The sequence below is a fragment of the Bradyrhizobium sp. WSM4873 genome, from assembly GCF_055811355.1.
Window position 1 is genome coordinate 62,055 of the sequence record NZ_JBVVPS010000012.1, and the last position, 11,519, is coordinate 73,573.

An 11,519-nucleotide genomic window follows, 5' to 3' on the forward strand; every position below is an offset into this window, starting at 1 on the left:
TTGCCCAATACGCTCCGGGGCCCGTGAGGGCGCGATGCTCTTGCCCACGCTCCGTCATCGCGAGCGTAGCGAAGCAATCCAGGCTGCCGCTGCGGAGAGACTCTGGATTGCTCCGCTACGCTCGCAATGACGACCGGGAAGGAGCGGTGCTCTATCTGCCCAGCCTTGTCCCTGGATCAATACGAAATCTTCGGCGGGAGCTTCTTCGCCTTGGCGATGATGTCGCCCACCGACTTCTCCGAGGGCAGGATGCGGAGCAGCTTTTTCTTCTCGTTGGCGTCCCGCATGCTCTGGGCGAGCCTTGCCGGATTTCTGTAGGCGAGCTCGCGCACGGTGGTGACGCCGGCCGCGCGGACCAGGCCGACCTTGGCCCGGCCCATGCCGGGGATGCGCATGTAGTCGGAGACGTTGGCCCATTCCAGCAGCAACTGCTCGCTGATGCCGGTCTTGGCGGAGAGAGCCTTGCGGCCCTTCACGGTCGAAGCCGCCTCGAGCAGCGCGTCGGTGGTGCGGATACCCTGCGCCTTCAACTTGTTGGCGGCAAAGGCCGACAGGCCCTCAATCTCGGAGATCGGATATGTCATGATACTCGATGTGAAATGCGCAGGCGTCAGGCGAACTGGCTGAGGCCCGGGGTCCCCGCGATGATCTTGCCCATCTGATCCGCTCCGATTTTGTCTCGGCCGAAGCGAAAAAGTTCACGGGCGATGTTCTGAATCTCGGACATGCCAAGTCCCAGGCTCATGAGGCGCGTGCCCACCGCCATCAGGCCGCCGCCCATCAGCCGCGACAGTCCTCCGCCGCTGCCGGACGCCTCGATTGCCGCTTCTGCACCCGGAATCTGGTCGATCAGGACCTGGACGCTGTCGGAAGGACCCTCGTTGCGGAGGAAGCCCAGGATAATGCCGACCGTCTTTTCGGCGACAGCACTATCTATGCTGGCGTTTGTCGCCAGCCGCCCGATTAGCTCGTCCATATGGCCGCCCCTCAGCCGGTTCACATGCCGGAGTATTGCTTTCGAAAATGATCTTGAGCCGGTGTGATGTGAAATACAAGCGATGAACGCCATCAACGTTCCGATTCAGTCTCGAACGCGCGAGAAGTGTTGCAGCGATGCAAGAGCGGAGATGAAATCGGCAAAAAAATGCCGCGATGCGAATGCGTCGTTCCTACTTTCGGCCGATGTCACCCGCATGTTTCCGACGATGTTGCATGCCCGGAGCGCGTTGAATGGTTTCAATCAGCGCGCGATATGCGTTAAACTACGGAACTGGTGCATTCGAGTTTCGATATGCGAAACAGGGCAGAGAGATCAGGGAATAATGACCGCACAGGACAGCAAGCTCGGTGATACCGACGACAAGATCTTCGTCGGTAAAGGAAACGAGCAGGCATGGCTGACGCTGGCGTTCGCCAATCGCCACGGCCTCGTCACGGGTGCAACCGGAACCGGCAAGACGGTCTCGCTGCAAGTCATGGCGGAAGGATTTGCGCGCGCCGGTGTTCCGGTCTTCGCGGCCGACATCAAGGGCGACCTATCCGGCATCTCCGAGGTCGGCGAAGCCAAAGATTTCATCGTCAAGCGCGCCACCGAGATGGGACTGACGTTCGAGCCCGACCAGTTCTCGACGGTGTTCTGGGACGTGTTCGGCGAGCAGGGCCACCCGGTGCGGGCGACCGTCACTGAAATGGGCCCGCTGCTGCTCGCACGTATGCTCGACCTGAACGACGTGCAGGAAGGCGTGCTCAACGTCGCCTTCCGCGTCGCCGACGACAACGGGCTGACGCTGATCGACATGAAGGATCTGCGCGCGCTGCTCGATGCCATCGTGCCCGATGCCGGCAAGAAGGGGGCGGATGCCGAGGAGAGCCCGCTTGCCGAGATCAAGAAGGCGGCGCAGGGTTTTGGCAACGTTACCAAGGCCACGGTCGGCACCATCCAGCGCCAGCTTCTGGTGCTGGAGAACCAGGGCGCCACCAAATTCTTCGGCGAGCCGGCGCTGACGCTGAAAGACTTCATGAAGACCGACCGCGACGGCCGCGGCATGGTCAACATCCTCGTCGCCGACAAGTTGCTGCAGAGCCCACGGCTTTACGCGACATTCCTGCTGTGGATGTTGTCGGAACTGTTCGAGGAGCTGCCCGAGGCTGGTGACTTGCCCAAGCCGAAGCTGGTCTTCTTCTTCGACGAGGCGCATCTGTTGTTCAACGACGCGCCCAAGGCGCTGATGGACAAGATCGAGCAGGTGGTGCGCCTGATCCGCTCCAAAGGCGTCGGCGTCTATTTCGTGACGCAAAACCCGGTCGACGTGCCCGACCGCGTGCTCGGACAATTGGGCAACCGGGTGCAGCACGCATTGCGCGCCTTCACCCCGCGCGACCAGAAGGCGGTCGCCGCAGCGGCCCAGACCTTCCGGCCCAACCCGAAGCTCGACACTGCCAAGGTGATCATGGAGCTCGGCAAGGGCGAGGCGCTGGTCTCGTTTCTCGAAGGCAACGGCACGCCGGCGATGGTCGAACGCGTGATGATCCGGCCGCCATCGGCGCGGATCGGACCGATCACGCCGGAAGAGCGCAAGGTGATCATGGATGCAAGCCCGGTGAAGGGCAAATACGACACTGCCGTCGATGCAGAGTCCGCCTACGAGATGATCCAGAAGCGCATTGCCGGCACGGCTGCGACTGCGGATGCTTCGGCGGGCGGCGGAGGCGGCGGCATCCTCGGCCAGATCGGCTCGATCGTCGGCACCATCTTTGGCACCAACGTCAAGCGCGGCCGCCTGTCGACGGGCCAGGTCATCGCGCGCGACATGACTCGATCGGTCACCAATCAGGTGATCGGGGGGATGGCCGCCAATATCGGCAAGTCGGTCGCCGGCCAGCTTGGCGGCTCGATCGGCCGCACGCTGGTCCGCGGCGCGCTCGGCGGCTTGCTGCGCAGGTAGGCAGAAAGCCTCGTTTGAGGCAATTCCTGCGCAAACCCGCCGCTTGTGCGCGGCGGGTACAAATTCGGGTGATCAGGACTCTCCAAGCGTCCGTCGGTCTGCTAGGTGCTATGGCCCCTGACTGGACCTCACTGTGACCTCACCTGAATCTTTCGTTCGACCCGGCGCATTCCGAACCCTGTCGCTGCGTGCGCCGCTCGACCTGCTCTTCCTGCTCTGCTGCTTCATCCTGGCTGCCGACGTCCTTGGTCCCGAGATCTTCGGGCACGGCAAAACCAAGGACTACGGCCTGTGGTACTGGGCCGGGCAGCAGGTCCTGAAGGGTGCGCCGCTCTATCCCGGCGACATCCATGCGTACTTCGAGTTCATCTACCCACCGCTGCCGGCAATCCTGCTGGCGATCCCGAGCTGGTTCGGCAAGATCGCGCTCTACACCGTGCTGTCGATCCTGAATATTGTGGCGTGGTGGTACACCGGGATGTTCTCCAATGCCATGACCGGTTCGGGCCGCAGGCCCGGCCCCTGGCTGGAGGCGCTGCCCGCTCTCGTCACCGTGACTTTCGTGTTCGACATGTTCGATCTCGGCCAGCCGAACCTCGTCCTGCTAGCGATGATGCTCTACGGCTTCTGGAGCTTGCAGCATCAGCGCTCCTGGCTCGCAGGCTTCATGTTCGCGCTCGCCACCGCCATCAAGGTGTTTCCCATTGCGGTGCTGCCCTATCTGGTCTGGCGGCGAAACTGGGGAGCCGCCGTCGCGACAGTCGCCCTCACCGGCATACTTCTCTATATCGTGCCGGGCCCCATTCGCGGCTTCGAGCGCAACGCCGCCGAGGTCAAGACCTGGTATCAGGGCATGGTCGGGTCGAGTTCGGAAAAAGGATTTGGCCAGCGCGACGAGCAGAACTGGTCGTGGGTGAACCAGTCACTGATTGCTGTCACGCACCGGCTGGTCCGGCCCATCAACTACAATCAGGAGGATCCCAACAAGCGGCCGCGCACGATGAATGTCATCGACGTTGATTACAGGACGGCGAACTGGATCGTGCTGGCGCTGTCGGCGTTGCTCGGACTCGGCTTCGTCGCGGTCATGCCAGGGCAAGCGCGGCGTACGGCGCGCTCGGACGCCGAGGAGCTCGGCATTCTGTTCTGCCTGATGACGGTGGCATCGCCGCTGGCGCGGCAATACTATTTCATGTGGCTGTTCTTCCCGATGACGGTGCTGATGCATCGTGCCGCCTTCGACGAGCGGGCGAACGTGCGGCTGGGAACCTGGCTCGCCCTTGGCGCCGCCGGCATCCTCATGCTGCTGGCGCTGCCGTGGTTTCCCAATGTCTTCCAGGCCTGGGGCAATAACCTCGTCGCCACCGCGATTCTCGCAGCTAGTCTCGCATGGCACATCCGGCATCCGCCGGTTGCGGCTGGCCCCAACGCCGCGGCAGCGCTAAAAGCCGATAGTTCTTGAGAGACTTCTTGAGTCCCGACGTCTTGGGATTCGAACGCAGGGAATACGACCAATGCCAAATGCGCAGCTTCAATCGGTGCTCGACCACATCGACAAGGAGTTCGACAACAGCCTGGAGCGCCTGTTCTCGCTGTTGCGGATCAAGTCGATCTCCGCCGATCCGGCCTTCGCGGCCGATTGCAAGGCGGCGGCCGAGCATCTTGCCAGGGACATCGCGAGCCTCGGCGTTGCGACTGAAGTGAGGCCGACCGCCGGCCATCCCGCGGTCGTCGGCAAGAGCGTCGCAGGCGGCCGGCCGCATGTTCTGTTCTACGGCCACTATGACGTGCAGCCGGTCGATCCGCTCGAGCTCTGGCACCGTCCGCCATTCGAGCCTGTTGTGACCGACCATGCCGACGGCCGCAAGATCATCGTGGCGCGCGGCGCCGAGGACGACAAGGGCCAGGTCATGACCTTCGTCGAGGCCTGCCGCGCCTGGAAGAAGGTGACGGGGTCGCTGCCGATCGACGTCACGTTCCTGATCGAAGGCGAGGAAGAAGTCGGCTCGAAGAACTTCGTGCCCTTCATCGAAGCCAACAAGGACGAGTTTAAGGCGGACTACGTGCTGGTCTGCGACACCGGCATGTGGGACCGCGACACGCCGGCGATCACGACCTCGCTGCGCGGTCTGCTCTATGAGGAGCTCAAGATCACCGCCGCCAATCGCGACCTGCATTCCGGCGTGTTCGGCGGCAGCGCGATGAACCCGATCCGGGTGCTGACCAAAATTCTCGGCGGGCTGTTCGACGATGACAACCATATCACCATTCCCGGCTTCTATGACGGGGTGAAGGACACCCCGCCGGATATTCTCGCGCAGTGGAAGAAGCTCGACTTCACACCAGACACGTTCCTCAAACCCGTTGGGCTATCGACACCGGCAGGCGAGAAGGGCAGGCTCCTGGTCGAGCAGGCTTCCACGCGTCCGACCTGCGACGTCAACGGCATCTGGGGCGGTTACATCGGTGAGGGCTCGAAGACGGTGATCCCGTCGCACGCGTCGGCCAAGGTCTCGTTCCGATTGGTCGAAGGCCAGGATCCGCAAAAGATCCGCAAGGCTTTCCGCGAGTACGTGACGGCGCGCATTCCGGGAGACTGCAAGGTCGAGTTCGGCGACCATTCTGCCGGGCCCGCGATTGCGCTCGACTGGAACATGAAGCCGCTCGCCGCGGCCAAGACCGCGCTGACCGAGGAATGGGGCAAGGAGACCGTGCTGATGGGATCGGGCGCCTCGATCCCGATCGTCGCCGACTTCAAGCGCGCGCTGGGGCTCGACTCGCTGCTCGTCGGTTTCGGCCTCGACGACGACAACATTCACTCGCCGAACGAGAAGTACGACCTCCGCAGCTTCCAGAAAGGCATCCGTTCCTGGGCGCGCATCCTCGCGGCGCTGGCGGAGGTGAAGTAGGCGCAGCTCTCTATCCTCGTCATTGCGAGCGTAGTGAAGCAATCCAGAAATCTCTCCGCGGAGACAGCCTGGATTGCTTCGTCGCTTCGCTCCTCGCAATGGCGGGGCCAAATAAAAACGCCGCCCGGAATTGGGCGGCGTTTCATTCCAAAAGGCGTAGAGGTTCGTTGAGCGCTACCCTACACCAAATCCCGAAAATCTCAAGACCGGTAGCCCGGAAGCTCGCGGTCCAGCTTGCGAAGCAGCGGCGGCCATACCAGCTTGGTCGCGCGCAGCTCGGCGCGGTCGCGGTTGGCGAGCAGCTCGGTGTTCTTGTCGATCGCGACATCGTCGACCGGATAGACCGGCGTGCCCAGCGCGCGCGTACGTACCTGCATCGAGCAGGCCCGCTCGAGGTGATACATGCGCTCGAAGGCCGAGGCCACCGAACGGCCGACCGTCATCGTGCCGTGGTTGCGCAGCAGCATGTGGTTGTGGTCGCCGAGGTCCTTCTGCAACCGCGGCCGCTCGTCATGGTCGAGGGCGATGCCTTCGTAGTCGTGATAGGCGAGGTCGTGGGTGACGAGCTGGGCGGTCTGGTTCAGCGGCAGCAGGCCTTCGGCGCTGCTCGAGACCGCGGTGCCGTCGAGGGTGTGGAGATGCAGCACGCAGATGGCGTCCTCGCGCACCTCGTGGATCGCCGAATGGATGGTGAAGCCGGCGGGGTTGATGCTGTACTCGCTCTCGGAGAGCTGGTTGCCGTGCAGATCGACCTTGACCAGGCTCGACGCCGTGATCTCGTCGAACATCAGTCCGTAGGGGTTGATGAGGAAATGATGGTCGGGGCCGGGCACGCGCGCGGAGATGTGGGTGTCGACCAAATCGTCCCAGCCGTAGAGCGAGACGAGGCGATAGCAGGCGGCGAGATTGACCCGTTGCTGCCACTCGGCCTCCGTCATGTTCGACGGCACTTCCTTCAGGCGCGCTTCCGCTGGCGACATGGCTGATCTCTCCGAACATCGTTGTTGCGGGAGGGAGCGTAGTCTTGCCGCGAGCTGCCAGCAAGGCACACAAAGCGCGGCAGTCCAGCGTAGCCCGCATGAGCGAAGCGACATGCGGGGCTGCCTGATAGGCCCCGGATGTCGCTGGCGCTCATCCGGGCCACGGTCCGGAGGAATTTATTACGGCGCCGGGATCGAGAGCAGGCTGGAAATGCTGCTGCCGCGGATGTCGTAGACGCGGGCGAACACCACGTCGTCGCGCTTGATCTCGACCAGCACGGGCGCGGTGAGGCCCTTGCAGTAGAACTCACCGAGCGTCATGGCGAAATCGGCGGCATTGGAATCCCAGCCGATGGTGAAATCGGGGCCGAGCGCGACCTGGGCGGGGCGCTGGGGACCGCACACGGCGACTTTCCATTTGCGGTTACGCGGCGGCACTTCCTGGCGTTCGATCAGCTGCTCGCGCAATTCGTCGGAGGCCTGCTTCAGGGCGAGGCCCCAATAATCCAGCATGAAGCGGTCGTCGGCGCCGCGCACGGTGCCGGCGATGTGGTTGAAGTGGGTGTATTGATAGGGATGCAGCCGGATCATCTCGGCGAGCGAAAGCGCCAAGCCAAAGCAGAAGGTGGCGAGCACGACCGGCTGCCAGGTGCGGTGATTGGCGCGCAGGCGCTCCATCGCCCAGCCAAAGGCGACGCCGCCGAGCACCGCCATCGGCGGGATCACGAAGACGAAATGGCGGATGCCGTTGTACAGCGCCGGCCGCTTCACCATCGCGATCGCCAGCGGCAGCGTCGCGGCGAGCGTGAGCATCAGCATGATGGTCTTGCGGCGGGCGGGAACCTTGCTACGCGGCAGCATAGCGAAGGTGCCGATCACGGCGCCCAACATCAGCACCAGCATCACCTCGGGCAACTGAAGTGCGAACAGCGTCGGCAAATAGGACCAGGGCATGTCGGGCACGGATACGATCGCGCCGTCGAACATCTCCTTCCAGGGCTTCTCGAAGAAGTGCGAGAAGTAGGTCAGCGCCTCGAAGGGATTGCCGGGCTCCATGATTGACCACGGCCAGATCAGCCCCATCACGAGGTAGCCGAGCACGAGGCCGGGCAGCAGCACGTAGACGACATGAGCGAAGCGTCGGACCGATTCACGCAGGCCCTCGGTGCGCAGTTCCTCCAGGAACAGCGGCATGAAGCCGATCACGGCATAGACCAGCGCAAGGCCGCCGAGGATGCGGGTGCCGAGCGAGAGGCCGGCACCAAGGCCGACGATCAGGATCGTGCGCGGCGACGGCTGCGGATATTCCTCGGCAAGGCGGACGAGGCCCAGCATCAGGATGATCATGGCCACCGCGAAGGGCGCATCCTTCGGGTTCATGAACATGTGGCCGTAGAAGATCGGGCAGAGCGCGAGCAGCAAGAGTGAGGCAAGTCCCGCAAGGGGACCACCGACACGGCGGCCGAGCCGCCACGTCACCGCAAGTCCGATCACGCCGACGACGGCGCCGACCAGACGACGCGTCTCGAACAGCTCTAGCGGAATCACCTTGTGCAGGAGGGCCGCGACCATGTCGAAGCCGCCGCCATACATGTAGAGGTTGGCGAAGGAGAGTGCCGCGCTGTCCTTGAAACCGGAACCGAACATGCGCAGCAGCAGGTCGGCGTATTCGGCGTGGGTATAGTCGTCCCAGCCGAGCCCATAGTCGCGGAAGGTCAAGCCTGCAATGACGGCGACCGCGGCCAGCACCAGCATGGCGAGATCGTCGCAAGTCCGTTCAACCGAGCGCCGCAGAGGCGTGTCGATCGTCGAAGTCGTGATGGATGTCATGGCTATTGGTGACCCGGAATCCCCTCTTGGCCCTGCTGGTGCGCGCGGGCCTGCTCCCCGGAATCCCTATAGCGCAGTTCCATTACCAAGTAATTGGGCATTATGGCTAAATTCCTGATGCAACGCAGCAAATCCGACCAACGCGAGAGCAGCTTAAAAGTAGTGAGCCGTAGCTGAAGGGAATGTGAATAAGTCTCTGATTTCCTTTCCTTTAGGAACGCAGGCTATAATTCGACGTTGGCGTGGAACACCGGATGACGGTATCGTGGCGTGACGAGGGTCGCGTATGGCTGCGCGGCCGGGGGTGAGTTCGATGGCGTTGGCATTGTTGATCGCGGGGATTTTCGCCGTTTTGGCGGGCCTCCTTGCGATCCTGTTCGGCTTCACCGTCAGGGAATTCAGTCTCGGCAGTACCCTCATAATCTCCGGCACCATCGGCGTCTGCTCCGGAATGTTACTGGCCGGCCTCTACGTCGTGGTCGCGGAATTGAAGGGCATGGCCCGCCGGTTGGCTGGATCCATCGCACCGTCCGACGTTCGGGTCAGGCCCGGTCTGCCGGGTCTCGGCATGGCTGGAACGCCTGGCCCCGTGCCTGCTGAGCCGGCGGGCGCAGAGAAGATCGAGCCGGCGCCGCCATTGCCGCCCGCAGGACCGCCGCCGTGGCAGAACGAGGCAGCCGCGCGCGAGCGTCCGCGCGTCGAGCCTCCGCCAGCGCCGGAGGCTCCGAGCCCGCCTGAAGTTCCGGAACCGCCGCGCCGGCGCAACCTGATGTTCGCCTCGACCTCCCGCAAGGAGCGCGAGCGCGCGGAGGCGAAGACCGGCGAGGGCTTGCCGCCGCTGCCGCATGCCGAGCCGCCAGCAGAGCCTGCCGCGCCGGAGAGTCCGCCTGCGAGCTTTGACGACGCCTGGCCGAAGCCGGACCGTGTGAGGCCTCCGGAGCCGCCGCCCGCCGCGCGGCGCCCGCCGCCGCGCTCGCCGTCGACCTTCGCTGAGACTGCTCCGCCGCCCGCACCCGAGCCGGCGGCCGCGGCCGAACAGGCGCCCGTGACCGTGCTCAAGTCCGGCATCGTCGACGGCATGGCTTATTCGCTCTATTCCGACGGCTCGATCGAAGCCCAGATGCCGGAGGGGATGATGCGCTTTGCCTCAATCGACGAACTGCGCTCCCACCTTGACCAGCGTGGCGCTTGAGAGCTGGTGCAGGCAAATCTGGCGCAGCCAAGTAAAGCGCTGGCGTTCTTGTTGCGTCGTCGGTAAATCAGCCCATAATCGTTAGTCGTTCGATTTCAGCCGTACGTATTGTTGACACGGAATACTCTGACGTCGTCTCTCCCGTGAGACGCAAAGTGGAGAAAGGCGGGGCCGATGTCGGATGCCGGGGCCAAGAATTTCGTTGAGCTGACGGCGGGCATCGTGTCGGCCTATCTCAGCAACAATCCGACACCTGCGGCTGAGATTCCGAACCTGATCAGCCAGGTGCATGGCGCGCTGGTGCGCGTTTCGTCAGGCCGCACCGAGACGGCGCCGCTCGAGCCGGCGAAGCCGGCGGTCTCGCTGAAGAAGTCGATCGCGCCCGATTATCTGGTCTGTCTGGAAGACGGCAAGCGCTTCAAGTCGCTGAAGCGCCATCTGCGTACCCAGTACAACATGACCCCGGAGCAATATCGCGAGAAATGGGGCCTGCCGGCCGATTATCCCATGGTCGCGCCAAACTATGCGGTGGCCCGCTCACAGCTTGCGAAGCAGATGGGACTGGGACAGCAGCAGCGGAAGCGGAAGTAGAATTTCTACGACGCTTCCGCGAGCGCCTCTTTCGCGTCCGTCTTGATGCGCTCGACCATCGAGCGCAGGCCGTTGGAACGCTGCGGCGTCAGATGATCGCGAAAGCCGAACTCGTCGAATACGGCAATGGCGTCGGTCGCAAGAATCTCCTGCGGCGTGCGGCCGGAGTAAAGCGACAGCACGATCGCGACCAGCCCGCGCACGATGTGGGCGTCACTGTCGCCGCGATATCTCAGGACCGGCGGGCCGCCATCGCGATGATCGATCAGCTTCTGAAGCCAGACCTGGCTGACACAGCCATTCACCTTGTTCTCGGCCGAATGCTCCGCCTCGGACATCGGTTCCAGGGTGCGGCCGAGCTCGATGACATACCGATAGCGGTCGTCCCACTCATCCAGAATCTCGAAATTATCCCTGATTTCGTCGATCGTCGTCATGCTGGCCCAAAGTTCCCGTTCAGGCCAATATAGGGACGCAAAGCGCCGAAATCGATAGGGTTTGGGCGCTAATTCGCCGTCGCGGGCGCCGGGCCGCGCCATTCCAGCGCAAGGTCGTCCTGGGACAGGGTGTCGCGCGGCGCCTCGCTGGTTGCGGTATCGCCTTCGCCGGCCAGCGCGATCGAGCCGGTGTGGTCGGGCGCCTTCTTGTCGATCTTCTCGAGCTGCTCTTTTTTGTCGTTGATGATCTGGTAGATCTTCTTCGCACCGTCCTGCGCGCGCTGGCCGATGATGGTCGCGGCCTGTCCGCCGACCTCGCAGGCTGCCGGCTGGCGCTTGCAGAACTGGGTCATGTCGGAGACGGCCGCGGTCGCAGCCTGCACCGCGTCGGCAGCGCCGATCTGCGGCAGCTTGTCCGATTCGGGCGTCTTGTCCCGCGGCAGGAGCACCAGCACCAGCCCGAGCCAGAATGTGATGCGAAGCAGAAAGCGCATCTTGCGACCTGTATGTTAGAGCCCGCCGCGGCGATCTCCGCGGATGTCGGACCTAGCAACTCTCGATAGATCGCAAGTGATTGCCTTCCGCTTAATTCGCAGAAAATTGACTCAAGAATCTTTGCAATCGACCGTGTCGTA

11 protein-coding genes are annotated in these 11,519 nt (G+C 63.4%); 5 read left to right on the forward strand and 6 right to left on the reverse strand.

Annotation, left to right across the window (positions count from 1 at the left end; genetic code table 11):
* Positions 1-176 precede the first annotated feature (176 nt).
* Positions 177-584, reverse strand: coding sequence for a DUF4332 domain-containing protein (locus tag AC0L21_RS17770; protein WP_007608193.1), 408 nt, complete (start codon positions 582-584; stop codon positions 177-179).
* Between the two features lie 26 nt (positions 585-610).
* Complete coding sequence (locus AC0L21_RS17775; RefSeq protein WP_473263232.1) at positions 611-976, reverse strand: DUF2267 domain-containing protein; 366 nt, start codon at positions 974-976, stop codon at positions 611-613.
* A 346-nt stretch (positions 977-1,322) separates the two neighbouring features.
* Here AC0L21_RS17775 and AC0L21_RS17780 point away from each other — a divergent pair, with 346 nt between their 5' ends.
* The 3 genes from AC0L21_RS17780 (at position 1,323) to AC0L21_RS17790 (ending at position 5,854) form a co-directional block, all read left to right on the forward strand.
* Positions 1,323-2,945, forward strand: a complete 1,623-nt coding sequence (locus AC0L21_RS17780) for a helicase HerA-like domain-containing protein (protein WP_473263113.1) — start codon at positions 1,323-1,325, stop codon at positions 2,943-2,945.
* A 133-nt stretch (positions 2,946-3,078) separates the two neighbouring features.
* Positions 3,079-4,407, forward strand: coding sequence for a glycosyltransferase family 87 protein (locus AC0L21_RS17785; RefSeq protein ID WP_473263114.1), 1,329 nt, complete (start codon positions 3,079-3,081; stop codon positions 4,405-4,407).
* 52 nt (positions 4,408-4,459) lie between these two features.
* Positions 4,460-5,854 carry a M20/M25/M40 family metallo-hydrolase gene (locus AC0L21_RS17790; RefSeq protein ID WP_473263115.1) on the forward strand — a complete coding sequence of 465 codons (1,395 nt, stop codon included), beginning with the start codon at positions 4,460-4,462 and terminating at the stop codon, positions 5,852-5,854.
* A 200-nt stretch (positions 5,855-6,054) separates the two neighbouring features.
* On the opposite strand, the gene AC0L21_RS17795 is transcribed toward AC0L21_RS17790, so the two are convergent.
* On the reverse strand, positions 6,055-6,834 hold the full coding sequence (locus AC0L21_RS17795) for a class II aldolase/adducin family protein (protein WP_473263117.1): 780 nt from the start codon (positions 6,832-6,834) through the stop codon (positions 6,055-6,057).
* A gap of 180 nt (positions 6,835-7,014) precedes the next feature.
* The gene (locus AC0L21_RS17800) at positions 7,015-8,664 is read right to left on the reverse strand and encodes a glycosyltransferase family 39 protein (protein WP_473263118.1); all 1,650 of its coding nucleotides are present in this window, start codon (positions 8,662-8,664) and stop codon (positions 7,015-7,017) included.
* A gap of 313 nt (positions 8,665-8,977) precedes the next feature.
* Between AC0L21_RS17800 and AC0L21_RS17805 the strand changes: the two genes are divergently transcribed.
* A complete protein-coding gene (locus tag AC0L21_RS17805; RefSeq protein WP_473263119.1) occupies positions 8,978-9,856 on the forward strand; it encodes a DUF308 domain-containing protein in 879 nt (292 codons plus the stop codon).
* Positions 9,857-10,030: 174 nt separating this feature from the next.
* Complete coding sequence (locus AC0L21_RS17810; RefSeq protein WP_018456864.1) at positions 10,031-10,447, forward strand: Ros/MucR family transcriptional regulator; 417 nt, start codon at positions 10,031-10,033, stop codon at positions 10,445-10,447.
* Between the two features lie 5 nt (positions 10,448-10,452).
* Here AC0L21_RS17810 and AC0L21_RS17815 read toward each other — a convergent pair whose 3' ends face one another.
* Together AC0L21_RS17815 and AC0L21_RS17820 are read right to left on the reverse strand one after the other, a co-directional pair.
* Positions 10,453-10,884: a SufE family protein gene (locus tag AC0L21_RS17815; RefSeq protein ID WP_473263120.1), complete on the reverse strand. Its 432-nt coding sequence runs from the start codon at positions 10,882-10,884 to the stop codon at positions 10,453-10,455.
* Positions 10,885-10,952: 68 nt separating this feature from the next.
* Positions 10,953-11,378: a DUF5330 domain-containing protein gene (locus tag AC0L21_RS17820; RefSeq protein ID WP_473263122.1), complete on the reverse strand. Its 426-nt coding sequence runs from the start codon at positions 11,376-11,378 to the stop codon at positions 10,953-10,955.
* Between the last annotated feature and the right edge of the window lie 141 nt (positions 11,379-11,519).

Excerpts from the sequence above, each read along its gene's own strand:
- AC0L21_RS17795 (WP_473263117.1), bottom strand. The coding sequence starts at position 6,834 with ATGTCGCCAGCGGAAGCGCGCCTGAAGGAAGTGCCGTCGAACATGACG.
- AC0L21_RS17815 (WP_473263120.1), bottom strand. The coding sequence starts at position 10,884 with ATGACGACGATCGACGAAATCAGGGATAATTTCGAGATTCTGGATGAG.
- AC0L21_RS17820 (WP_473263122.1), bottom strand. The coding sequence starts at position 11,378 with ATGCGCTTTCTGCTTCGCATCACATTCTGGCTCGGGCTGGTGCTGGTG.
- AC0L21_RS17810 (WP_018456864.1), top strand. The coding sequence starts at position 10,031 with ATGTCGGATGCCGGGGCCAAGAATTTCGTTGAGCTGACGGCGGGCATC.
- AC0L21_RS17805 (WP_473263119.1), top strand. The coding sequence starts at position 8,978 with ATGGCGTTGGCATTGTTGATCGCGGGGATTTTCGCCGTTTTGGCGGGC.
- AC0L21_RS17790 (WP_473263115.1), top strand. The coding sequence starts at position 4,460 with ATGCCAAATGCGCAGCTTCAATCGGTGCTCGACCACATCGACAAGGAG.
- AC0L21_RS17775 (WP_473263232.1), bottom strand. The coding sequence starts at position 976 with ATGGACGAGCTAATCGGGCGGCTGGCGACAAACGCCAGCATAGATAGT.
- AC0L21_RS17780 (WP_473263113.1), top strand. The coding sequence starts at position 1,323 with ATGACCGCACAGGACAGCAAGCTCGGTGATACCGACGACAAGATCTTC.
- AC0L21_RS17800 (WP_473263118.1), bottom strand. The coding sequence starts at position 8,664 with ATGACATCCATCACGACTTCGACGATCGACACGCCTCTGCGGCGCTCG.
- AC0L21_RS17770 (WP_007608193.1), bottom strand. The coding sequence starts at position 584 with ATGACATATCCGATCTCCGAGATTGAGGGCCTGTCGGCCTTTGCCGCC.